This is a genomic window from Pseudomonas fortuita (assembly GCF_026898135.2).
Lineage (GTDB): Bacteria > Pseudomonadota > Gammaproteobacteria > Pseudomonadales > Pseudomonadaceae > Aquipseudomonas > Aquipseudomonas fortuita.
This window is the reverse complement of the sequence record NZ_CP114035.2, coordinates 3,964,398-3,984,727: the sequence shown is the minus strand read 5'-3', so window position 1 is coordinate 3,984,727 and position 20,330 is coordinate 3,964,398. Positions and strand designations below refer to the sequence as shown.

42 protein-coding genes and 1 tRNA gene are annotated in these 20,330 nt (G+C 60.6%); 23 read left to right on the top strand and 20 right to left on the bottom strand.

Annotated features, from left to right (window positions below; translation table 11 throughout):
* Window positions 1-20 precede the first annotated feature (20 nt).
* From OZ911_RS18305 to OZ911_RS18235, 15 genes are all read right to left on the bottom strand, one after another.
* Complete coding sequence (locus OZ911_RS18305; RefSeq protein ID WP_061203112.1) at window positions 21-782, bottom strand: hypothetical protein; 762 nt, start codon at window positions 780-782, stop codon at window positions 21-23.
* 350 nt (window positions 783-1,132) lie between these two features.
* A complete protein-coding gene (locus tag OZ911_RS18300) occupies window positions 1,133-1,441 on the bottom strand; it encodes a hypothetical protein (protein WP_268968442.1) in 309 nt (102 codons plus the stop codon).
* Entirely contained in the window at window positions 1,416-1,763 is a 348-nt protein-coding gene (locus OZ911_RS18295) for a DUF7740 domain-containing protein (protein WP_268968441.1), read from the bottom strand. Before OZ911_RS18295 ends, OZ911_RS18300 begins: the two co-directional genes overlap by 26 nt.
* Window positions 1,764-1,804: 41 nt before the next feature.
* Entirely contained in the window at window positions 1,805-1,999 is a 195-nt protein-coding gene (locus tag OZ911_RS18290) for a hypothetical protein (RefSeq protein ID WP_191087565.1), read from the bottom strand.
* The gene (locus OZ911_RS18285) at window positions 1,996-2,502 is read right to left on the bottom strand and encodes a COG3415 family protein (protein ID WP_268968440.1); all 507 of its coding nucleotides are present in this window, start codon (window positions 2,500-2,502) and stop codon (window positions 1,996-1,998) included. The genes OZ911_RS18290 and OZ911_RS18285 overlap by 4 nt, the downstream gene beginning before the upstream one ends.
* Complete coding sequence (locus OZ911_RS18280; protein ID WP_156858466.1) at window positions 2,499-3,128, bottom strand: lambda exonuclease family protein; 630 nt, start codon at window positions 3,126-3,128, stop codon at window positions 2,499-2,501. Before OZ911_RS18280 ends, OZ911_RS18285 begins: the two co-directional genes overlap by 4 nt.
* The gene (locus OZ911_RS18275) at window positions 3,115-4,059 is read right to left on the bottom strand and encodes a recombinase RecT (protein WP_156858467.1); all 945 of its coding nucleotides are present in this window, start codon (window positions 4,057-4,059) and stop codon (window positions 3,115-3,117) included. The genes OZ911_RS18280 and OZ911_RS18275 overlap by 14 nt, the downstream gene beginning before the upstream one ends.
* A gap of 7 nt (window positions 4,060-4,066) precedes the next feature.
* The gene (locus OZ911_RS18270; protein ID WP_268968439.1) at window positions 4,067-5,188 is read right to left on the bottom strand and encodes a coiled-coil domain-containing protein; all 1,122 of its coding nucleotides are present in this window, start codon (window positions 5,186-5,188) and stop codon (window positions 4,067-4,069) included.
* A gap of 283 nt (window positions 5,189-5,471) precedes the next feature.
* Window positions 5,472-5,651, bottom strand: coding sequence for a hypothetical protein (locus OZ911_RS18265; protein ID WP_268968437.1), 180 nt, complete (start codon window positions 5,649-5,651; stop codon window positions 5,472-5,474).
* Window positions 5,648-5,869: a hypothetical protein gene (locus tag OZ911_RS18260; RefSeq protein WP_060516554.1), complete on the bottom strand. Its 222-nt coding sequence runs from the start codon at window positions 5,867-5,869 to the stop codon at window positions 5,648-5,650. The genes OZ911_RS18265 and OZ911_RS18260 overlap by 4 nt, the downstream gene beginning before the upstream one ends.
* A complete protein-coding gene (locus tag OZ911_RS18255; RefSeq protein WP_060516552.1) occupies window positions 5,866-6,069 on the bottom strand; it encodes a hypothetical protein in 204 nt (67 codons plus the stop codon). The genes OZ911_RS18260 and OZ911_RS18255 overlap by 4 nt, the downstream gene beginning before the upstream one ends.
* Window positions 6,066-6,482: a hypothetical protein gene (locus tag OZ911_RS18250; RefSeq protein ID WP_268968436.1), complete on the bottom strand. Its 417-nt coding sequence runs from the start codon at window positions 6,480-6,482 to the stop codon at window positions 6,066-6,068. Before OZ911_RS18250 ends, OZ911_RS18255 begins: the two co-directional genes overlap by 4 nt.
* Window positions 6,483-6,875: 393 nt before the next feature.
* Window positions 6,876-7,088, bottom strand: coding sequence for a hypothetical protein (locus OZ911_RS18245; protein WP_196172370.1), 213 nt, complete (start codon window positions 7,086-7,088; stop codon window positions 6,876-6,878).
* Window positions 7,089-7,154: 66 nt separating this feature from the next.
* Entirely contained in the window at window positions 7,155-7,340 is a 186-nt protein-coding gene (locus tag OZ911_RS18240; protein ID WP_268968435.1) for a hypothetical protein, read from the bottom strand.
* Between the two features lie 9 nt (window positions 7,341-7,349).
* Entirely contained in the window at window positions 7,350-7,472 is a 123-nt protein-coding gene (locus OZ911_RS18235) for a hypothetical protein (RefSeq protein ID WP_268968434.1), read from the bottom strand.
* Window positions 7,473-7,918: 446 nt separating this feature from the next.
* On the opposite strand from OZ911_RS18235, the gene OZ911_RS18230 reads away from it, so the two are divergent.
* Window positions 7,919-8,527 (top strand): hypothetical protein, encoded by a 609-nt coding sequence (locus tag OZ911_RS18230; protein WP_064590645.1) that lies wholly within the window; start codon window positions 7,919-7,921, stop codon window positions 8,525-8,527.
* 51 nt (window positions 8,528-8,578) lie between these two features.
* On the opposite strand, the gene OZ911_RS18225 is transcribed toward OZ911_RS18230, so the two are convergent.
* From OZ911_RS18225 to OZ911_RS18210, 5 genes are all read right to left on the bottom strand, one after another.
* Window positions 8,579-9,070, bottom strand: coding sequence for a hypothetical protein (locus OZ911_RS18225; protein WP_268968433.1), 492 nt, complete (start codon window positions 9,068-9,070; stop codon window positions 8,579-8,581).
* A gap of 183 nt (window positions 9,071-9,253) precedes the next feature.
* On the bottom strand, window positions 9,254-9,490 hold the full coding sequence (locus tag OZ911_RS28895) for a type II toxin-antitoxin system HicA family toxin (RefSeq protein WP_061302602.1): 237 nt from the start codon (window positions 9,488-9,490) through the stop codon (window positions 9,254-9,256).
* A 9-nt stretch (window positions 9,491-9,499) separates the two neighbouring features.
* Window positions 9,500-9,826: a type II toxin-antitoxin system HicB family antitoxin gene (locus OZ911_RS18220; RefSeq protein WP_061302600.1), complete on the bottom strand. Its 327-nt coding sequence runs from the start codon at window positions 9,824-9,826 to the stop codon at window positions 9,500-9,502.
* 227 nt (window positions 9,827-10,053) lie between these two features.
* Window positions 10,054-10,293 (bottom strand): hypothetical protein, encoded by a 240-nt coding sequence (locus OZ911_RS18215; RefSeq protein WP_268968432.1) that lies wholly within the window; start codon window positions 10,291-10,293, stop codon window positions 10,054-10,056.
* Between the two features lie 8 nt (window positions 10,294-10,301).
* Window positions 10,302-10,970, bottom strand: a complete 669-nt coding sequence (locus OZ911_RS18210) for a LexA family protein (protein WP_059395558.1) — start codon at window positions 10,968-10,970, stop codon at window positions 10,302-10,304.
* A 108-nt stretch (window positions 10,971-11,078) separates the two neighbouring features.
* On the opposite strand from OZ911_RS18210, the gene OZ911_RS18205 reads away from it, so the two are divergent.
* The 22 genes from OZ911_RS18205 (at window position 11,079) to OZ911_RS18100 (ending at window position 20,321) form a co-directional block, all read left to right on the top strand.
* Window positions 11,079-11,255 (top strand): Cro/CI family transcriptional regulator, encoded by a 177-nt coding sequence (locus OZ911_RS18205; protein ID WP_019751331.1) that lies wholly within the window; start codon window positions 11,079-11,081, stop codon window positions 11,253-11,255.
* A 30-nt stretch (window positions 11,256-11,285) separates the two neighbouring features.
* On the top strand, window positions 11,286-11,498 hold the full coding sequence (locus OZ911_RS18200; RefSeq protein ID WP_023379896.1) for a hypothetical protein: 213 nt from the start codon (window positions 11,286-11,288) through the stop codon (window positions 11,496-11,498).
* A gap of 18 nt (window positions 11,499-11,516) precedes the next feature.
* Window positions 11,517-11,729, top strand: coding sequence for a hypothetical protein (locus OZ911_RS18195; protein WP_054830709.1), 213 nt, complete (start codon window positions 11,517-11,519; stop codon window positions 11,727-11,729).
* 18 nt (window positions 11,730-11,747) lie between these two features.
* Entirely contained in the window at window positions 11,748-12,023 is a 276-nt protein-coding gene (locus tag OZ911_RS18190; protein WP_268968431.1) for a hypothetical protein, read from the top strand.
* A gap of 184 nt (window positions 12,024-12,207) precedes the next feature.
* Window positions 12,208-13,065: a BRO-N domain-containing protein gene (locus OZ911_RS18185; RefSeq protein WP_268968430.1), complete on the top strand. Its 858-nt coding sequence runs from the start codon at window positions 12,208-12,210 to the stop codon at window positions 13,063-13,065.
* 226 nt (window positions 13,066-13,291) lie between these two features.
* A complete protein-coding gene (locus tag OZ911_RS18180) occupies window positions 13,292-13,783 on the top strand; it encodes an HNH endonuclease (RefSeq protein ID WP_095114729.1) in 492 nt (163 codons plus the stop codon).
* On the top strand, window positions 13,780-14,535 hold the full coding sequence (locus OZ911_RS18175) for an LvrA C-terminal domain-related protein (RefSeq protein WP_268968429.1): 756 nt from the start codon (window positions 13,780-13,782) through the stop codon (window positions 14,533-14,535). The genes OZ911_RS18180 and OZ911_RS18175 overlap by 4 nt, the downstream gene beginning before the upstream one ends.
* Complete coding sequence (locus OZ911_RS18170) at window positions 14,532-15,293, top strand: replication protein P (RefSeq protein WP_268968428.1); 762 nt, start codon at window positions 14,532-14,534, stop codon at window positions 15,291-15,293. Before OZ911_RS18175 ends, OZ911_RS18170 begins: the two co-directional genes overlap by 4 nt.
* Window positions 15,293-15,502 (top strand): hypothetical protein, encoded by a 210-nt coding sequence (locus OZ911_RS18165; protein ID WP_268968427.1) that lies wholly within the window; start codon window positions 15,293-15,295, stop codon window positions 15,500-15,502. Before OZ911_RS18170 ends, OZ911_RS18165 begins: the two co-directional genes overlap by 1 nt.
* Complete coding sequence (locus OZ911_RS18160) at window positions 15,502-15,810, top strand: phiTE_015 family protein (protein WP_268968426.1); 309 nt, start codon at window positions 15,502-15,504, stop codon at window positions 15,808-15,810. Before OZ911_RS18165 ends, OZ911_RS18160 begins: the two co-directional genes overlap by 1 nt.
* Entirely contained in the window at window positions 15,807-16,040 is a 234-nt protein-coding gene (locus OZ911_RS18155; protein ID WP_268968425.1) for a hypothetical protein, read from the top strand. The genes OZ911_RS18160 and OZ911_RS18155 overlap by 4 nt, the downstream gene beginning before the upstream one ends.
* Window positions 16,037-16,507, top strand: coding sequence for a hypothetical protein (locus OZ911_RS18150; RefSeq protein WP_268968424.1), 471 nt, complete (start codon window positions 16,037-16,039; stop codon window positions 16,505-16,507). The genes OZ911_RS18155 and OZ911_RS18150 overlap by 4 nt, the downstream gene beginning before the upstream one ends.
* Window positions 16,504-16,758 (top strand): hypothetical protein, encoded by a 255-nt coding sequence (locus tag OZ911_RS18145; RefSeq protein ID WP_024718063.1) that lies wholly within the window; start codon window positions 16,504-16,506, stop codon window positions 16,756-16,758. The genes OZ911_RS18150 and OZ911_RS18145 overlap by 4 nt, the downstream gene beginning before the upstream one ends.
* On the top strand, window positions 16,749-17,051 hold the full coding sequence (locus tag OZ911_RS18140; RefSeq protein WP_024718064.1) for a nuclease domain-containing protein: 303 nt from the start codon (window positions 16,749-16,751) through the stop codon (window positions 17,049-17,051). The genes OZ911_RS18145 and OZ911_RS18140 overlap by 10 nt, the downstream gene beginning before the upstream one ends.
* Window positions 17,048-17,416 carry a RusA family crossover junction endodeoxyribonuclease gene (locus OZ911_RS18135; RefSeq protein ID WP_050592045.1) on the top strand — a complete coding sequence of 123 codons (369 nt, stop codon included), beginning with the start codon at window positions 17,048-17,050 and terminating at the stop codon, window positions 17,414-17,416. Before OZ911_RS18140 ends, OZ911_RS18135 begins: the two co-directional genes overlap by 4 nt.
* Window positions 17,413-17,559: a hypothetical protein gene (locus OZ911_RS18130; protein ID WP_197884300.1), complete on the top strand. Its 147-nt coding sequence runs from the start codon at window positions 17,413-17,415 to the stop codon at window positions 17,557-17,559. Before OZ911_RS18135 ends, OZ911_RS18130 begins: the two co-directional genes overlap by 4 nt.
* Window positions 17,556-18,245: a hypothetical protein gene (locus OZ911_RS18125; RefSeq protein ID WP_268968423.1), complete on the top strand. Its 690-nt coding sequence runs from the start codon at window positions 17,556-17,558 to the stop codon at window positions 18,243-18,245. Before OZ911_RS18130 ends, OZ911_RS18125 begins: the two co-directional genes overlap by 4 nt.
* Before the next feature lie 469 nt (window positions 18,246-18,714).
* Window positions 18,715-18,784 (top strand) — tRNA-OTHER (locus tag OZ911_RS18120).
* Between the two features lie 81 nt (window positions 18,785-18,865).
* Window positions 18,866-19,189 (top strand): hypothetical protein, encoded by a 324-nt coding sequence (locus tag OZ911_RS18115; protein WP_054882101.1) that lies wholly within the window; start codon window positions 18,866-18,868, stop codon window positions 19,187-19,189.
* Window position 19,190: 1 nt separating this feature from the next.
* Complete coding sequence (locus OZ911_RS18110; protein WP_186703250.1) at window positions 19,191-19,454, top strand: hypothetical protein; 264 nt, start codon at window positions 19,191-19,193, stop codon at window positions 19,452-19,454.
* A 49-nt stretch (window positions 19,455-19,503) separates the two neighbouring features.
* Window positions 19,504-19,716, top strand: a complete 213-nt coding sequence (locus OZ911_RS18105; protein WP_060498312.1) for a hypothetical protein — start codon at window positions 19,504-19,506, stop codon at window positions 19,714-19,716.
* A complete protein-coding gene (locus tag OZ911_RS18100) occupies window positions 19,713-20,321 on the top strand; it encodes a putative metallopeptidase (protein ID WP_197884302.1) in 609 nt (202 codons plus the stop codon). The genes OZ911_RS18105 and OZ911_RS18100 overlap by 4 nt, the downstream gene beginning before the upstream one ends.
* The last annotated feature ends 9 nt before the right edge of the window (window positions 20,322-20,330 follow it).

The window sequence follows — 20,330 nt, the reverse complement described above, 5'->3', positions numbered from 1 at the left end:
TGGCGGGCAGCGAAGGACGGTCAGGCGGCTTTCGCTTCGGCCAGCTGAGCGACGATCGCCTTGGCGGCGTGGTTGATCAGGTACAGCCGATTGATCAAGCTGTCGCGCGGCTTGTCGATAGTGATCTCCCAGTAGTCGCAGCCCAAGCCAAGCACTTCGTGGTGCTCGCTCATGAGCATGCTGGCCTGTTCGACGCATTCGATGTGGTCGGCTTCGTACAGGCGATCATTCAGAGAATTCCAGAAGTCATGCCCGTCTTCGCCGTATTCGATTGCTGCGAGCCGATCCTTGACCAAGCTCCGCAACTCATCCCACCTGCCTGCTTCACCTACACCGCCGTCATTCCGCATCCACTCGGGCAGGGCGGCGTACAGCTCGTCGTCATCGGTGTTTTCACAGATCTGGCTGCAGACGCCGGTAACCAATGCTGCGCGGAAAGCATCCTCGTCGAACTCGCGCTCGCGGCAATGCTCTTCGAGCTTCGAGTGGATGTAGTAGCCGATGTCGTCACCAGCCAGGAACTCGATGCCGTAGGACAGGCCGACGTTGAAGGTCAGACCGTCGATATCACCGATCGTGGCGATGCCGAAGCGGGTGATGAGGATGTCGAAGGCGTAGCAGGTGGTGCGTGGCGCTTTGCACCGCCAGGCTTTCAACTGATCGGTGTCAGCCAGCACGGTGTATTCGTGGTCCTTCAGGCATTCGGCGGCGCGCTCCCGGCGCTTCGCTTCTTCGGCTTTGCGCTGGGCGATCCATTCCTGGTGGCGTTGTTCGTCGTTCATGACTTTTTCCTGGGCATGCGCCGCCCTCCGTGGCCGGATGCGGCATGGTGGCAATTTGGTTTGGGATGGGGTATTACGGGTGACCGGCATGGGGCCGGGTCGAGGAGAGGCAATTGAACTATTGGGATTCGTACGATTATCCAGAAGGAGATCCAAAGGTCAGGATCACTTTCGGCGCACAGCATGCCGGGACGCCGGTTGTCGCGTGGCTTGGCCTTTACGGGAAAACGGTTGTACCGCCAAAAGTTAATGTAGAGGCTGAGTACAGCATACATACCACTGACGAAGCAGAAGCCAGAAGGATCATGAATGCTCATGCCGACGACTTCATCAGAGAGCGCAATATAGGCTCAGTCGTGGGGAAGCCGTAATGCCTCTCGTGCCCTGAAATTCTCAAGCTTCCGCACCACAGACGGTGACACCGTGATTTCGTGGCGCGGAGGTGTTAGCAGCGGCAGCGCGCCGCCCGGCCCAAGCCCATGCAGGTGATGAATCATCAGCGTCATCGCCTCGCCCTGTTCCTCGATCCCGGCCCACTCCATCAGTTCCAGCAGGGCCTGTTTAGTCCCTGGTCGAACCTTCAAGCGCAGATCTTCTTCCTGCAGGCGCTCGGCCTTTTCGCGCCGGCGCTCGTCACGCTGCTGCTGCGTCAGAGCCATCATCGCCTCCATTGCGCACGAAGCGTCTGCCGGGCACGTATCCCTGCAGGTCGCAAACTCGGTTGATAATCCTGAGCGCTACTTCGAAAACCTTCTCGTCGTCTTGCTCGCGGTACAGCAGCTTCATACTTGGCTGGTGCTCCAGGCAGACTTTGTCGACCAGGCGCCTGGCCAGCCTGCGCAGGTGATCCGCGCTGTCGAAAATGCGCAGGCTGAGCGCAAAGGCCAGGGCCACGTCATCAGGCCGGTACCGGCCGCCGCTGCGAGTGATGTACAGCTTTCGCACCGGCTTGCGCTTCGATGCGTCGAAAAGGGATGCCATGCTCGACCTCCTGCAGGCCGCTTGGGGAGATGGTTAGGTGCTCACGCCGCCTTGTTCTTTGCAGCGCGCTTCGGATTTTTCTGTTCAATCTCAAGGTCCATGTCGTTCCAGCCAGCCAAGAACCAGGAGCCGTGGAACGTGTGTGAGGCAAAGGGGCTGGCCAGCTTGCTGCCACCGCTACGGCGGCATTCCCGGCCATCGTAGTAAACGCTTGGATGCTCGCCGTGGTCGCTCATGGCTGCTTCCTTTGCCGCTGAAGGGGGAATTCGATCCCGAATTTCTTGATGATCCGGCTCATGGTGCTGTGCCCGATGGCAAGGTGCTTGATCACCTGGTTCTTCGACACGCCGACGTCGCGCAGGGCCGTGATTCGCTCTGCGAGTTTGGCGTCGGCCTCGTCGTCGTACTTGGTCTCGGTAGGTCGAAACTTGGGGGCCATGACGAACGAGAAGCCGTAGCGCTTGGCCATGCTGTAGAGCGAGTCTGTTGTGACCTCCAGCTTCAGGGCGGCCTCGCTGCAGGTCATTGTCTTGGCCATCTCTGCAATCATGTCGGCCCGCGACTTGGCGGTTTCCTGATTCGCAAGACGCTTCGGAATCTCGCGCTTTTCCTTCGGCTTCGGCTCGGGATGCTTGCGCGGGCGGAATGGCACGTACTGGAATCCATCCAGCACGATGATCTGGCCGCCAGAGGCAAAGAAGGCCGCTTGTGCGGCCTCCAGGTCGATTGATGGGTTCATGCTGCCTCCTTCATCCGCTCGCGCATTTCCTTCTCCAGGTCGCCGAGCTCTTCCAGAAACGCCTTGATCTCGGCCTCCATTTCGCGGATGCGCTTGAAGTCCCGCTCGAAGCGATGGCACACGTACTGAAGGGGCTCAGGCAGGCGGTCGTCGTAGCTGACGAAGTCCGCCCAGTCCCTGCCGGTGCAGGCCATCTGGGCCAGCATCTGCCACTCGTACTGCGGGTCGTGCCGTTCGGACTGCATGGTGGCGATGTGTGTAGCCGTGTTTGGGCACTTGATCTCAAGCACGCCATCCTCACCGACCAGCCCGTCTGGCGAAGCGCCAAAGCCAGGAATGCTTGGGTGCATGACCAGCCCGGTTTCAATCACCATCAGGCCTTTGTCAGCCTCGTAGGCCATGCACGCAAACGGCTCAAGCTCGACGCCGCGCTGCACGGCGGGCTTGCTGGACAGGTCTGGACCGCTCTGCTGACCAGTGAGGCGCTCGCACAGCAGCTCCATCATGTAGTTCTTGCGGGTAGCAGACGGCGCGCCACCGCGGCCGCTCGCCATCACGTCTTTCACCCGGCTCGCCGTGACACAACCAAGGCGTGCCGCGAACCATTCAGCGCTACGCTGCTCCATCTAACACCTCCTCAGATTCGCCATCGATGGGCGTCGACTCTGCCTTGATGGCATCGGCGCGCTTAGTGACCTCGGCCTTGAATCGGGCATGGCCTGTCGCGTCCTTGGTCTGCCTCATTGCTGCGGTTCCCTGCTGGTACACGTCGGTCAGTGCCTCCAGGCTCCCGGCCTTCTGTGCCAGCGAGATCCAGCTGTTCACCATCTCTGGGTCGGTAGGCGCCGAGCCAGCCACGCTGGCCAGGCCCTCGCCGCCATCGGTGTTCAAGTGGTGAATGGCTTGCTCCAGGCGCTCGGTCTTTGGCCAGTATTTGTAACCGCGTTTCACCACGGTCTTCTTGGCCATCTCGCCCGGGTCGGTGACCCATGGGCAGGATTTGTTCTTGCTGACCCAGGCCTTCCAGGCGCTTGAGCGGTCCCGGATGGCGTTCACATCCTCGAGGCTCATGGTTTCGGTCAGGTAATCGCCGTCGGCGGTCTTGACCACCACGTACACGCCGATCACCTCGCCGCGATCCTTGGCGAACGGGTTGTAGGAATGGGTCGGCGGCTTGTCGAAGCCGTTCAGGCTGAAAGCGTCTGCGGCGTAGACCAGTTCGGCCTGCGCCCAGCGGATGGCGCCGGTCGACATGGCCAGGTCCATCAAGCCGATGTAGCTGATGTCCAAGCAGATGCGGCCGTCTCGCGGTACCAGGTACGCTTGCTTCTTGGCCGGGTTCAAGCTGATGCCGATGGCGGCGATGTTGGTGATCGCATTGGCCACCGACTGCCGGTTCTGCATCGCGACCTTGGTTGCGTACTCGCTCGAGGTGATCACCTGGATGGCGAATTCGGCCTCGCGCTCGAAGTTCAGCGAGCGATCCGTCAGTACGTTGGCGAACTGATTCCGCTGGGCATAGATGTCTTGCGAGATTATGGCTACTGCCTGGCTCATGGCGACCTCAGTAGGAAATGGCGATGTTCGGGATCTTGCGCTGGGCGATCAGGGTGACCGCTTGCTTGGCGCAGGCCTCGGGCATGCCGCATGCGATGAACGCTTCCAGCGCTGCGCGGTTGATTGCGCCCTTGTGCATATTGTCAGCAGCACGAGCCTGGGCTTGACGTTCAATCTCGGCAGCAGCTGCATCAGCCCTGCGCCGCTCTTCCTGGCGTGCCTGTTCTGCCGCCTCATCTTGCCGTCGGGCGGCGGCCTGGCGCTCCTGCTCCATCCGCTGTTCGGTTGCAACGCGGTCGGACTCGGCCTGAATTCGGGCCCGCTCGGCTTGCTCGGCCTGCAACTTGAGCTGTAGGCGTTGGTTCTCGGCTTCCCGCTCTTGCGCGGCGGCCTGATCTTTCAGGTCTTGCTCGCGCTTGGCGGCCGCGTCACGCTCGGCCTGCTGCTCCTGGGCCACTCGCTGGCGCTCCTGCTCGACCGCGGCTTCCTGTGCCAGCCTGATCCGGTCTTGCTCGGCGCGCTCATCTGCTTCGCGGCGCAGGCGGGCCAGCTCGGCTTGCTCGACGTCGTACTTCAGTCGCGCGGTCAGAGCTTCACGCAGCGAAACCAGCACCTGGTCTTTCACTTGGCCAGCCTCGGCGTCGAACTCTTCCCAGGTATCGCCAAGGGTCACGGCCTCGACCCGACCGATCCGCGTTAGCAAATCCTCTGCGTCCAGCAGGCCCAGCTCGATTCCCTCGGCCTTGATGGCCGCGACGCCTTGCTCATGCCGGGTCACGCGCGCCGCCTCTGCCTGCTCCCACTCCGTCAGCGGGCGGCGGACTTCTTCCTGCCACGCGGTGAGCGTGTCACGCATGCGCTTTCGCTCGGCGTCGATCTTCTTCGGGATTTCCTTCAGCTCCGAAACGAGATCTTTGCCCAGGTCGTCCAGCGCGGACTTCGATCGAGCGATGCTGTAGGCGATAGAGCCGATGGCCTTGCGGCCCTTGGCCGTCTTCACGTCCGGCACGAAGGTGTCGATCTGATCGCGGATGTGCTTGAGGTACGGGTCGAGGCCATTGGGAGTCTGATAGACCTGCAGGGCCGTTTCTTTCGGCGGCACGACGGCCAATTCGGTTTGTTCGGACATTGGTACACCTCGCGCCAGGCCGGCGCCGTCAGTTGAGTAAGGGAATGCCAGGTCACGCTCGTGAAGTAGGGCGAACGCCCTGGCTGCGGTGGATGGTTGCGCGCTCTCGCCGCTTACGCTCCCGAAGGGGTACGGTTATCCCGCAGGCCCGCCGTGCGCCGGGTGTGAATTCAGGAAGTGATGTTGCCGGCCAGGGCGCTCAGGAGGAGCCAGCCGGTGCAGAAGGTGAGGGCGATGAAGGAGCCGCGCCAGGTTGCGAAGCGGCTGGCTCGCTGGGGGCCGGTCAATTGGGAGACTCCCATGGATATTTCGACAGGTGCTGTTTGACCTCTTTCGAAATTATCTCGACCAGAGATTGGTCGGTCGGCATTTCACCCGTAGTCACGACGTTGATGGTGAGCGCCTCGCGCACCGAGCCCTGGCGGATGAAGTCGATGTCGATGAGCATGGTCACTTCGCTCATGCCCGCACCTCATACCCGACCGTCCACTCCCCGCAGATGCAGGCGCGGCACTTCCAGGCAGCGGGGTTCTCGATGCTGGCCAGCGCCGCCTCATTCACCGCGGCGGCGAAGGTCGGCCCCTTAAACAGCATCAGCACCCGGTCGGCCGGCATGGCCTGAGTCTCGGGCAGTTCCGCGATCTGCTCGTCGATGAGCGTGGTGATTAATGGCGTGGTCATGCTGCCTCCTTGCGCCGTTCGGCAATACGCCGGATGCGCTCGCAGTAGTGTTTGAACTCGTTGGAGTCGATGGCCAAGAGGGAGAAGTAGGCGACCACCAGGGTTTCTGCCTTGGCATCCTCCACCGGGCCAGAGCCCGGCAAAAGCATCGTTTCGATTGCGGCCTCGATGGCGCTGACTGCCAAGCTGTGAGGGCTCATTGCGCCTCCTCGGCCTGGGCCAGCACTCCTTCTTTGGCGAAGGGGGTGAGCAGCTGGCGGGCGATCTCCTCCAGCGCCGACTCAGGGTTGGCCACGCTCATGATCTCGTCAGCTGCCGCTGCTGCGTCGCTGGTCACTTTGCAGCGGGCAGCCAGAACCAGGCGGCCCAGCACCGAGTTGCTGATGCCGTTCAGGCCCAGCTGACCCATAACGAACTCATCCACCGCCTGGGCGAAGCGTTCATAGGTGACGCCCTGCTTCGGGCGCATCCGGCGCTGAAACACCACGTCGCGGCGCGCCATCAGTTCAGCGATGCCGTCGTCGATCCAAGTGGATTCCGCGTCGGCTACTTCGCTCACCGCCGGCGGCATCCGGTTGTCGTACTCAAACTGTGCTGCTCGAAGTGCGCCCATGGCGATCTCCAGGTGGGTGATGCGGCCGCATTGGTCAGGAGCCAGGCGCAGGGTGACCAAACCCACCGTGAAAGGTGGCCTGGCGCCTGCCAATGCGGTCGAAGTGAAGGGAAGGGGTGCAGGCGGTGAGCGCTACCTCACATGCATCTGGTCTGGCCGGGTAGGCCCCGGATTCGCCTGCGTGTACGTCGATTAATGTTTGCTGCGGTGAGCCTTAACTTGCGTAAGGCTCACGGTGATGCGCTTTAAATCGATGAAAACTGCATCGGGGTGTGATCTGCATGACGTTTGCCGCCCATTGCTCTCGCGCTGGGTGACGGTACTCAGATCACACTCCAATGCAGCCTGCGATGGGGAGCAGGGCATCGGGCCGTCTTTCCGGCTGTCAGGGAATCAGCTCTTGCCCAGGACCGCCTTCGTGACGACCTTGGGGAATTTCTTGGTGCGGATCTCGTTGGCCTGCTTGTCAGTCAGCAGGCCCGCCAGATACAGCGTGGTTATGGACGTGTTGATGTGGTCGAGGCGCTTGGCCTCGTCGGCGTTCATTTCCGGGAACTGCTGCGCGAAGGGCCGCGCTGCCCAGCCTTGCTCGAATGTCTGAGACATCGATTTGCCCTCCAGGGCGGTTGATTTCCCGTCTGGCCCTGTCGCCAAGGCCAGCCAGTGAAATCGTCATGCTGCGAACAGCTCTTGCTGCTCAGGCACCGGCATCAGGTAGGCCATCAGTTGCTCAGTCGGCCATTCCGTGACGTCGGTCCAGTCGGGATGGAGCACCTTGAACTCGGTAGGGTGCAGCCACCGACCTTGCTGCTTGTCCGGGCTGATGCAGAACTTGAAGCCTTGGTCTTTCAGGCTCATGGCTGTTCCTCAACGGCTCAGGCCGTGCTGCGCGATGACCTTGAAGATTTCGATGCAGCGAGCCATCGAAGTTTCGGGGCGCTGAGCCTCATCGCGGAGAGAGGTCAGCCAGGTGATGGTGTGTGCGTTCATGCTGCGTTTCTCCAGTTGATTTCCAATGCCGGCTCGGTGAACCGGCATCAGTAAATCGTTCTGTCCCATTACCGCCGGGGTGGCGGGGCGCATTGCATGCCCGGGTCGTTCTCTCGGTTTAGGCGTTTCACCTTCGTCAGCCGTACAGGGTTGTCCCTGTCGTGGGCAGCCTTTCGGGGCTGTCTGATCGCCGGTCGCCGGTAGAGGCAATGCGGTCTGTTGGTTGTTGCGCTGGTTGTTAAAGAGCGGTGAGGCTTGAGGGCCTCTGCAGTCCCTCGTGAGTGACTGCTTGAGGTGAAATTTAGCAAGCTGAATTGTTATGGTCAAGCATGCTCAATTAAAAAATTTAGAATGCTGAATTTTGTGTCCACAAAACCGCACCGTGCGACCGGTTGGCAGCAGTGGCGCTTTGCTACAATGCGCCGACCAAAAACGTGGAGATGGGAATGAAAGGGATCATCGCGGTACTGGCGGCAGCTGTTGCGCTGGGCGGATGCGCAGCGGGACCAACGTGGCAGGCAACTGGAACCACTGACGAGTTCACGGATAAAACCACGATGATGGTGACCACGAGCGAGTTCCCGGCCTCGGGTTCAATCGTGACCAGGTCGCTTCACTTCTATCCGGTGGTTCGGAAGGAGGGCGATGAGATCTATGTCGGCTTGATGTCTGGCGGTCGCTTCAAAATCCCGGTTGGCACCGTCCAACTGCGGATCGATCAGAACGAGGCATGGACCATTACGCCCCAAGAGACACCTGTCAGCATGATGCCTGCCGCGCCTCAATATGCTCTTAATCTACCTCCCGAGCAGGCGGCGCTAGTCAAGCAGACACAGGACCAGGCAATGCTCAACATCACCCAGATGATGAGCCCGTATACGGTTACCGGTGGTGAGAAGGCCAGGAAGATCCTGAAGCAAATGCTGTCTGGGCAAAACTTGAAGTACCGGACTGTAGGCATCAACCAGGCCGCATCAACCACCGGAGAGACAGTGATAGACCCATCGCTTGCCGAGTCTCTCCGGCTGATCGGTATAGATCCTGCCTCTCTATAAACCAGGCAGCAAAAAGCCCGCTTCGATGGCGGGCTTCTGCTTTTTGAGAGGCTACTTCGTAAGCATTTCTCGGGCTTGCGAGCCATTCGATATTGTAATGATCTTGGCAACCACGCCGCCTTGCGGAAGCAAACCATACTGGGATGGAGCTTGCCAGCTTACGGTCGAGCTAAGGAAGTATTTCCCAGGCGGCACGTTAGAGAAACTGAAGTTTCCGTTGCCATCAGCCTGCGTGGTTAGCAGCCCTTGAGATGCCCGCAGGTCGGCCGGCGCTAGAGGCTGGCCGCCTAGGTAATTTGTGTCATACCACTGCTGTGAGTAGGAGGTAACGGGCTGCAGATGGACATCACTGCCGGCGCCAAATTTAACGTCGCCGCCTACGGTGCGCATGAAGACTTGCCCGGTCAGCGATCCGGTCCCGGTTTTGGGAAGTGCATCGTACTCGGCTACTGGGAATGGGACTCGTGGTACGGCTTGCTGCTGAGGAATGGCGCATGCGGACAGGGCAAGAGACAGCGCCAAAGGCATCCATACTTTTTTCATCGTGAAACAGGCCTGTGTTGGTTAAGCTCGTATCCTACCACTATGGCCCTGAGCCATCACGCAGGCGTAAAAAAGCCCGCAGGGATGGGCGGGCTAAAGGGAAATCGGATGAGCCTTCACTGTGCAGAGTAGGGCGTGAAAAAAGCGTGAAGGCATGAAAAAGCCCGCCGAGGCGGGCTTCAACTAATCAACAAGCTTGTAGAACTCTTTTTTGCTCACGCCTGCCTGTAGGCTCATGTACTTAATGAGATCCCCATGGAATGGGGCCTTGGGCTTGTCCACGGTTACCTTTCGAAAAGGGTTTCCGTCCTTCACCCACTGCTCGTGGCTTCCTTCCTGGTTTCGGAAGCGGAATCCTAGTTTCTTAAGGACGCCGATGACTTCTCTATAGGTAAGGGGACGATGGCGCCCAAAGCCCATTCACAATCCTTAGCAAACGTACTGAAGCGTTGGCTCGTTGAAGAATCGAACCTTCTGCTTGGCGCTTCGGCGCTGAGCCAGAGACCAGAAGAAAGCCTTAATGCTATAACCCAACCGCATGGATAGTGGGGCGCGCCGACCAAGCAGCTCAGCTGCATGCTCCTTGTCGACAGTGAGAGCCTCCACCACGTAGGACTTGATCTGTCCTTCGAGTTTTTCCTTGGCCTCTTCAAAGGTTTCACCTTGAGCGGCCAGGGTAAATTGCGGGCAGGCAGCAATCCAATAACCATCCTTCTTCTCTGCGTAGCAACGGAGAACGAACGGGTTGTTAGACATGATGCAAAACCTCCGACAATACTGGTGCACAGGTTATCCACAGACAACACTGGATGGCGATTATGGATACGTCGCCGTATAAGTCAACTGAAATCCGCGCCACGAAACCGAAGCTAACGATTTTGTGGCGCGTATGGTGACTATAGGTTAGGCAGCCAAAGGCGCCACTGGTTCGACCGATCGGAGGCTATCGGGATAATGAGGGAAACTAACGGCCCCGAAGGCCTCTAGGGCAATTGCTTTCGCGCAATGCTACCAGCGTTCACCTCCTCCCCGTACCTTGATAGCTTGTCCTCCCCAGCCTGCATCACCTGGCAGATCCTGATCACTGCCTGGGCGTCGTGCTCGTTTCCGGCCTCGCTCAGGCGTACCGCAATGCGCATCAGCTCGACCGCCGACCACTTCAGGTCGGAGGCTAGCCCCTGGAGGTCGCGGTTGAGTTCTTGGTTGGGCTTGGTTAGGGGCATGACAAACCTCACAGAGCTGATCGCGGCCACTTGGCATCGACCACTCGCCCCACAAGCACCCATTCGCCATCCATCTCGACGGTCGGGAACGAAGGGTTGAGCGGCTTAAGGAAGGCCCGGCCAGAATCCCAGATGAACTGCTTGAAGGTGGCCTCATTGGTGTCGGTCATCTTGGCTACCACGAACTGGCTGCTCTCAACGTCGAAACCCGGGGCCACCAGGATCACCATACCCTCAGGGAACGACATGCCATTTGGCGAGGTCATCGATGGGCCTTTTACCTTGAGCCAGAACCCGTTTGGTCCAGCCCAGGCGTCTGATGGGTGAACCTCGCAAGAGGCCACGTTTGAAATTTCTACAGCCTCCACGGGCATCCCAGCCTGGACCCAGCTGATTTCTGGGTACTCGTAATATCTGAAAGGCCCCGATGCGGGCTCAACGTTGGCGTCAAAACCTGAAGTGGCTGCGATCATTTCGCCCGTGCCGTTTGCGAGCCACTCGGCGCTCACCCCGGTAGCTTGGGCAAGCGCAAACAGGTTTTCGGGCCTCATGCTCTTGCTGTCGCCCGTAATCCATTGAGTAACGGCGGAAGGAGTGACCCCGCATTCGCGGGCGATCTCCTTCTTCAGTTTTTTGCTGTGCTTGATCGCTTTAGCGATTCGTTCGGGTCTGTTCATCCTCAAATATTAAGCCAGCTTAACTTTAGCATGGCCTTTGCTAGTGGATGCTCTTGTCGTTCAAAAATTAGCATGCTTAAATAGCCTTATCGCCAAAGGAGCGAAGCAATGAAGACAACAGACGCCGCCGCCTTCTTCGGTTCCAAAAAGAAGCTCGCTGACGCTTTGCTGATCAACCCGAGCGCAGTCACTCAGTGGGGCGAATTCGTCCCGGAGTCTCGCCAGTACCAAATCCAGGTACTGACAAAAGGGAAGCTTAAGGCCTCTACGAAATCCGCCGCCTAACCAATTCCAACCGCAAGGAGCAGTACCCGTATGGCCTATGACAATCCCGCCCACAAGCGCAGCGAAGTAGTGAAGTCCCGCTACAAGCCGGAGGACGTTCGCATGCTTCGAATGGAAGCACGCGCAGCGGGCATGCAGTTGGCCACCTACGTCCATGAGCTTTCGATGATCGCCAGGCGCCTCGGCGCAGCTGAGCTGATCCGCGAAATCCATGGCCACGGCAAACAGGATAAGACGGCTTAAAGGCCTTATGGAGGGCCTATGCCTGAAAGCACCTTCGATTTGTTGGAGAAGGGGGCTCAGGAAGAGGTTCGGCAGTTAAGTGCCGAGCTTGGATGGAGCCTCGAATACGCCGCCAACCAGTACCTGGAAGCAGGTCGCTCACTGGCGGTACAGGCCCAGCTAAGGCAGATGCGGCATACAGCCCCGCTGCTCTCGCTGGTAGATCACAAAAAGGGCCTCGAAAGGGCCTAAGTAGAGCAGGAGAAGGGTATGAGCAAGCCGGAACTGAGCATCCAGGTGAATTCGCAGACCGGCTCGCAGGAGCTGGACGAGTTACTTGCCTCCCTTAAACAGGTTGCTGAAGTCAGTCTCGATGCTCGATTTGAGGTCCAGCAGCTTCTGTTCGGCGGCGGCGATGTCTTGATGCCAGGCCTCATCGATTTCCGAGCGGTCACCGCAACCGGGACAGGCAACGTAACCCTTCAGCTTCACGTCACCAACCGTTTCCGTGAACTCGCTGCCGCACTGGTCGCAGCTCACCTGTAGCACTTGATCATCAATCAAAGACATGTCCGGCCTCCGATGGCCTCTGGTGTGGAAATCGGAACCTACCACGGATGCGCCGGACACCCAATGCAGCACCGCAACACCAAACGGCAGGCACAAAAAAGCCGGTGGCTAGACCGGCTTCTTGTACTGCATTCGTAACACATGTGCGAGGCAATCATATATGCACCTTGGTAGCCAAATCAATACCGTGGCCATCGCGCCACAAAATGCGAACCACGATTTCGTGGCGCGCACAGTAAACCTGTTCAATTTCGAGGGGTTCGACGTTCGTGTCGTGCTCGTTGATGGTGAGCCTTGGTTCTCTGCCCGTGATGTGGCTGAAGGTCTCGGCTACTCCAATCCACAAAAAGCCGTGCGCGACCACTGCAAAAGCCCGCGCCCGGCGGGGGTGAACGATTCGTTCACCCTTGGTCCGTCGGCAAATATCATCCCCGAGCGTGACGTCTACCGGCTGGTAATGCGCTCGAAGATGCCTCAAGCCGAACGCTTTGAGGAATGGGTGGTGAGCGAAGTGCTGCCCAGCATTCGCAGAACCGGCGGATACACCGCCCCCGCCCAGCCCGCCGACCTCAGCAAGCTGGAAATCCTCCAGATGGCCCTGGAGTCGGAGAAGGCCCGCGTGCTGCTCACTGTCCAGGTCGAGGCCCAGGCCAAGAAGATCGACCACCTGGAAAACCTGTTCAAGGAAGGAATGAGCCACGTCCAGTTCTGCAAGGGCCTCAATGGGGTCAACGTGATGCAGGTTGGCCACTTCCTCGAGCGCCGCAACTGGCTCTACAACGAGAGCAAGTCCGGCACCCGGTACCGCGTCGCCGCCTACGCCCGCGACAAGTACATGACCGAGCACCAGCAGGAGATCACCCCGCACGGGAAAGAGGCGTTCATCAGCTACACGCCGATCCTCCTGCGCAAGGGCGCCGTGCGCCTGTACGAGCTGTACCTGGCCGGCGAGCTGCCCATGAAGAAGAACTGGGACGGCCTGCACACCCACGACAAGGCCGTGCGGGGTGCAGCATGAGCGGAAAAATTAACCGGGTCGATACCTATAAAGACCTCGAATCCATTCAAGGCCAAAGCTCCGAGGTGATCGTCGTTGGAGGAAGCGGAGCCTTGCCGCTCATGACCTACCAGATCTTAAATCACGCGTGGACATCTCTCGGCTGTCGCGGGGTGTTTCCAGCCTTGGTCAAGCCTATGCCTTCCCCTGAATCTAAAGGCCCCCGCGGCCGCTGGGGAGGCTTGAAATGAGCGTCCAATCCATGATGTGGGCATTGGGGCAGCAAGAAGTCGATCCGCTCGAAAAGTTCGTGCTGCTCTGCATCTGTGACAACGCGCAGGAGCCGTTTTCCAGCGTCAGTACCGCCTCTATCGCGCGCTACACCAACGTTCCGGAGGATCAGGTCAAGCGCCTCATTGAGGGCCTTGAAGATCGAGGTCTGATCGAGGTTGCGGGGCGCGATCGTTTCATCTTGGCCTTCGAAGGTGATGCTCCCGCCAAACCATCCTACCGGAAGAAGGTGATCGGCCCGAGGGTTCGGCTATCCGTGTTTGAGCGCGACGGGTACGCCTGCCTGCGCTGCGGTAGCCGGGCCGATCTGCGGGCCGATCACGTAGTCCCAGAGATCCAGGGTGGCGAAGCCACGGAAGACAACCTTCAAACCCTGTGTGCCCCTTGCAACAGCTGGAAGGGCACGAAGACCGTAGATTTTCGTGGTCAAGGGAGGCGCACAGCATGAGCATCATCCGCGCGCCTCGCCCTGAGGCCAATTTCTACATGCTCAACAAGTCGATCAGCGAGGACGGGCGCCTGAGCTGGGCTGCCCGTGGCCTCCTGGTGTTCCTGCTGGGCAAGCCAGACCACTGGGCCGTGTCCGTCACCCACCTGCGCAACGAGACCGCCAATTCGTCGAAGCCTACCGGTCGTGACGGCGTGTATGGCCTGCTGCAAGAGCTTATTGCAGCGGGCTATGTCGAGCGCCGCCAGGACCGTGGCGAGTCCGGTTTGCTGGGTGAAACCCACTACGTCGTCTCGGAAACACCGCTTCCGGCTTTGCCGTATCCGGTTGAACCGCTTCCGGCTCAGCCGTATCCGGCAAATCCGACACTAGTAAGTATTGAAGGTAAGCAAGGACTGAAGGGAGTAAGGACTGACTCTCGCGAAGGCGAGTTGGTCGACTTCGAACGGTTCTGGTCGCTGTACCCGCGCAAGGTGAGCAAGGCCGACGCCAAGAAAGCCTGGGCGAAGATCAAGGTCACCGCTGATCTGTTCGACCTGATGGCCAAAGCCCTGGCTGCCTGGACCGTGTCGACCGACTGGACCAAGGACGGCGGCCAGTTCATTCCGCACGCATCCACCTGGCTGAACGGCAAGCGCTGGGAAGACGAACTGCCTCAGCCAGCAGGTGCCGCCCCGTTCGCATCTCGCCGCCCGGCCAGCGGCCCCGACTTCAACGACACCAGCTGGGCTGATGACCTAGGGGGCTTATGAGCGCACAACCGAAATTGCGCAGCGTGACGCAGATCATGGCCAAGGCCGGCAACCTGCCTGCCGAGGTGCACGCCCCGGCCAAGCAGCTCGACCCGGGCACCGCCGAGGTGGTCAACGCCCTGTTCAAGGAGCTGCAGGCCATCTTCCCGGCGTGGAGGCAGGCCTGGCCGGACGATGACGCGCTGAAGGCTGCCAAGCGCAGCTGGATCAAGTCCTTCGTCGCCGCGGGCATCAACACGCTCGAGCAGATCCGCTTCGGCATCCAGAAGTGCCGGGTGCTGGGTACCGACTTCGCCCCGAGCAGCGGCAAGTTCATCAAGCTGTGCCAGCCCACGCCGGAAGAGATGGGCATTCCGCCGCTTGCGCGGGCCCTGGCAGAAGCGCTGGAGAACTTCCACCCCAGCAGGGCAGGTGCACGCCACTGGACGCACGCAGCGGTGCGCCATGCGGCCCTGCAGTGCGAGGCACAGAACCTGGGATCGATGGAGGTGGAGCGCGCCGAGAAAGTATTCGCCCGGGCCTACGACATCACCATCCGCATGCTGGTGGCCGGCGAGCCCCTGGGCGACATCGCCACCGGCATCGGCCACGACAGCCAGAAGAGCCTGATCGAGCTAGCCGACGAGTATGCAAGCCAACGCCAGGCCCGCCTGCTGGGTCTCCAGCAGATCCCATCGAGCGCCGCCGCGTGCCGTGCACACCTGCTGGCCAAGTTGAACATCAAGCGCGCCGGGCAGCCGGCCGGGGAGGGGGTGTGATGCGTACCTACCTCAAAGCCGTGCTGATGATCGTGCTGGCACCGACCGTGATCATCGCGGCATCTGCGGCATTCACCCTGTGGATCAAGTTCTCCGTGGAGCTGGATCTGTCGTGGCCCGCGAAGCTGGCCCTCATGGCGGGGCCATCGATCCTGGTAGCCGCCATCCCCACTGCCTGGCTGATGACCAAGATCGAGGAGAAGCACTGATGGACACCAACAAGATGCTCAAGGCCTTCATCCGCACATACCGCAGCCTTCTGATTGCTGAAGGGATGAATGTTCAGGAGAGCCGTTTCGAATTACGGGATGGCGTATTCGTTCACCGTGAAACCGCTGTCGCATGGTGGTCCTGGCAGGCCTCTCGTGCGGCCGTGGTGGTTCAGATGCCGAACCGAGCAGCTGAGGCCTACCGCGAAGAGTTCGATGACGTGGAGGGCGGCTGTTTCAATGAGGCGGCCTACATCAGCGACGTGCGCAAGGCGATCGAGGCCCAAGGCCTGAAGGTGGCTCCATGAGAAACATCAAGACCCGCCAGGGCTTCGAGTTCTGGGACAAATTGAATGCCATTCCGCGCTTCAGCTTCCTGCTTGCGCCTTCAGGCACCCGAATCCAGAAGTTCGAGGACATCAGCGGCAACTGGATCGACGTGCACGAGGCGCAGAAGGTAATGGACGCGGCTCAGGACGAGATCAACGATCTGCGCGAGCGCTTGGAGCGGCTGCAGCCGAAGGCGGTGGCGCCATGACCGAGAAGATCAGCGTCAACAGCCAGGCCAAGCTGTCCGAGGCCATCACCATGCTGACCCGGATATTCCGCGACAAGAAGTTCGTCGTGGTCAGCATGCGCCCGGGCAAGGACCGAACCCTGGACCAGAACGCCCTGTGGTTCGCGATGTACGAACGCATCGCAAAGAGCACTGAGATGGGCGACATCGAGGACGTGCGTCGTTACTGCAAGCTGCACCTGGGCGTGCCGATCATGCGCGCTGGCTGCGCCGAGTTCCGCACCGGCTGGGCTGAGTCGTTCATCCACCTGGATTACGACGTGAAGCTGCGCCTGATGGGACAGTGCGCGATGTTTGGGCCAGATGGGTTCCCCGTGACTCGGTTGTTCGACCGGGCCCAGGGCTGCCAGTACACCGACCGGATCGTCGAGGAGTTTGCCGCCCGCGGCGTGCACTTCGCTGACCTGCTGGGGGAGGAAGCGGCATGAGCCACCAATTCAAGCCGGGCGACCTGGCGCTGATCGTAGGCTGCCGCACCATGACGAACTTCAATGGGTGCTGCGCAGAGATCATCGAGCACAAAGGTGCCTGGGATTTTTTCGGGACTGGGTTGCAGGACTGGTATGCGATCCGGTGCGGTAGCTTCGAGGGTGATGCGCGCTCTGGTGTGCTGATGCCCCTGCGCGGCGACTTCGAGCCCGAGCAGCAGAAAGCCAAGGAGGCCGAGCCATGCGCGTAGTCAGCAAGAAGGTGCGCGAGAGCGCCCGGGGCCAGGATTGCACCGTGCGCATCCCTGGCGCCTGCAACTTCAACCCGGAAACCACCGTGCTGGCCCACCTGCCATGCGGGCAGAAGGGCATGGGCATGAAGGGCTTCGACACCGTGGCGGTCTACGCCTGCAGCGCCTGCCATGACGTGCTCGACGGCCGCGGGAAAGGCGAGGTGGACTGGTCCGATATGCCTCGGGCTATCGCTGAGACTCATGAGGCCCTGATTCGGGCCGGCATTCTGACCGTGAAGGGGGCCGCATGATTACTCTGCACCTGCCATACCCGCCCAGCGTGAACACCTACTGGCGCCACCCGACCACTGGAAAGCTAGCCGGCCGCCATCTAATCAGCGAGAAGGGCCGCAAGTACCGCGCCGACGTGTGCTGGTCGATACCGCATGCCATCGAGAAGCTCTTCTGCAGGCTCTCTGTGACGATTGAGTGCTTCCCTCCTGACAGGCGCAAGCGTGACCTCGACAACGTCGCCAAGGGCCTGCTGGATGCCTTGTCGCATGCCGGTGTCTGGGGTGACGACGAACAGATCGACGACCTACGCATCGTGCGCCGGGAGACCACCAAAGGCGGCGCCGTGCGCGTCCGTATCGAAGCGCTCAAGGAGGCAGCATGACACCAGCATGGGGACTCCTGATTTTGGCCGCCCTCATGGTGGTGGGTGGTGTGTCGCTGTCTTGGGCTGGGGCGGTGCGCCGCAAGCGGTACTACGAAGAATTCATTTTGAGCAAGGCCAAGCGGGCAGGGGGCAAGCAATGAAGTATCAGAGCGTTTTGGCGGCAGTAGTGCGTGCCCTCGCGGCAGAAACCATGAGCGGGGTGGGCGGCGGCGACTTCGAGCCGAAGGTCCAGGCCTCGAAGCTGAAGGGGGAGATCACCGGGAAGGATGCGGCGATGCTGGTGGACTGCTGGGTGCACGCCCGCCTGCACAGCAAGCTGATCCCGCGGCACTGGAATGCACTCACGGCCAGGTTCTCGACCCACAAGGCCAAGAAGGTGGATGCGATCGGCAAGCTGGTGCCGCTGATCGCGACTCAGGCGCCAAACCTGTTCCGGTACAAGGCAGTCACCGCCTGGGCCATCCCGCCGGTGAAGGGCGTGCAGGCGCAGTCGGGGCATGAGGCGGCCAGCCGGGCTGCCCGCGAGCGCGCAGAGTTCGATTCGCTGCACGCTGGCGTGGTCCAACACCTGGCTGGCGGCGAGATGCCGGAGGACGCCGGTCAGGCGCGCCGTGAGCAATACGTGAAGCGCTCCACCGACATGATCGTGCTCCCTGCCGAGTTCTACGACATCAACACATGGGATGGCCAGGGCCTGAACCGGACCACGTACTGGCGCTGGAAGAAGGCCATCGAGAAGGTGCTGGACGAGATGGTGGCAGAGGCGCTGGTCGCTTCTGGCAAGATACTTCAGGAAGAAGGTGTTTTGCTGGAAGATGCCGCTTGACATCCGTGCAACGGTGCAACAAAATTCTTGCATCCTGTCATTCCTGCGCGTGTTGAGGAGTGGCATACAAAGCAGAGCGGCGCGCTGGGCGTCAATACGGCTTGAGACAGCTTCGTGCTGAGCTCAACGGAGCAACCCAGCCAAGTCAGGGGTAGAGCCTGGCGTAACATCCAAGACCCGGCCACTGAGCCGGGTTTTTTATTGCCCGAAGAGGGCCTCAAGAGTCCCGGCCATTGAGCCGGGATTTTTGTTCCAGCAAGAAACGCAACTGCAGCCAGGGCAGGCCCTAACAGGACAGCCTGGACACTGCTAGCCGGTAGTGTGGTGTACGGAAAAACACCGGCAGCCCGCGCATCCACTCCCTCACTATGCAGGTGGATGGCGCGAGACTGGACCGGCGAGACTGGTGCATCAGGGTGCCAGCGCTGGAATGGTCTTCGGCGGACAGGTGGGGAAAGACCCACGCATAGCGGGTAGCGCAGGTCGCTAGACAGCCCTCCAAGCTGACGATCGGGGTTCGATTCCCCGTATCCGCTCCAATTTCGTTATGTGCTGCTCCGCACGTTTGCCCTGGCCCCCTATAGGGCCTCAACCGGGCCTTTTATTCCAAGGACACCCCTATGGCCGAACCAACAAGCGCCGCCGCGAGCGTAGTGCTGGGCAAGTACGGGGTGGTGATGGCTGCATTCATCGGCTCGATCCTCTCACTGGGCTTCCTGAAGGATCTGACCCGGTTCCAGGCCGCGACCGCGGTCGCCACCGGCTTCGGCTTCTCGGTCTACCTAACCCAGCCCGTTACCGCCTGGCTCGCCCCGAAGCTTGAACTCGCGGTCACCGATGACCTGCTGTGCGGGGTAGCTTTCGTGCTGGGCCTAACCGCCATGAACATCATCCCCGCGATCAAAGCTGCCATGGGGTCGTTCGTCACGGCGCGAGGTGCCTGATATGAACAACATCCTGGTTTCAGCGCTGACCGCTCTAGACGTGTTCCTGTGCGTTCTGGTGGTGGTCGCCGCATGCGACTACCTGCGCAAGGTCCGCCCAGCCGATCAGCCCCTGCTGAGTATCGCCTTCTACCTGGTGGCGATCGGCGGGTTCGGCGCATTCGTCACCGCCCTGCAAGGGCACTGGGTCAACCCATTCGGCGTGATGCTTCACGCTGGGGTAGTTGCCTATGCCTGGGCCCGTCGCGGCCACGTCTTCACATAAGCCGCGCCACAAATTCGATATGCGCCGTTTCGTGGCGCGAGGAGTCCTCATGCCTGCGCCGTCCACGTTCCACCACGCAGGAGACGGCCGTGGCCCGCGGCGGGTATTCGTCAATGGGATAGAGGTAGAGCGCGCTATCTGGTGCGACACCGCTGCCGGGGTGTGCGTCTATGCGCCTTTGCCGATCAAGCCGAAGCGGCCGGCATGCGAAGAGGTCTACACCCGCAGGCTGCGCGGGATCGTCACGGTGCGGCAGGCATGAGCCGGCCAATGCCGCCGGCCGACCTGCTCGAATTGCCATTCCTGATCCTCAGGCCTGCTCCAGAACTGTGGGAGTGGATACAGCGAGAGATCCTTGCCACTACTGGCAGCATCCACAACGAAGAACATGCCCACCTCATCGACGCCAACATCGGTGTGATGTGGGCCTCGTCTGCCTTCAACAAGAAGGGGCGCTCAGTGCTGGGCCAGGCCGAACAGCTGATGATCCGGGCTGGAGGTTGGCAGAAGGCGCGTCAAGAGCAGCAGATGCGGGACTGGTTCGGAGAGGAGCCAGAGTTCCTCATCACCCTGGCCGGCGACTACTGCGCCCAGTGTACCGAGGCAGAGTTCTGCGCCCTGGTAGAGCACGAGCTGTATCACATCGGTCACAAGCTCGATAAGTACGGAGCCCCGGCATTCGGTGATGACGGCATGCCCAAGCTTGAGATGCGTGGGCACGACGTCGAGGAGTTCGTCGGAGTGGTTCGCCGGTATGGCCCAAGCCACGACGTACAGCAGCTGATCGACGCTGCAAGCCGGCCGCCTGAGGTGGCCAAGATCAACATTGCGAGGGCCTGCGGAACCTGTCTACTGAGGTCGGCCTGATTCCAGACA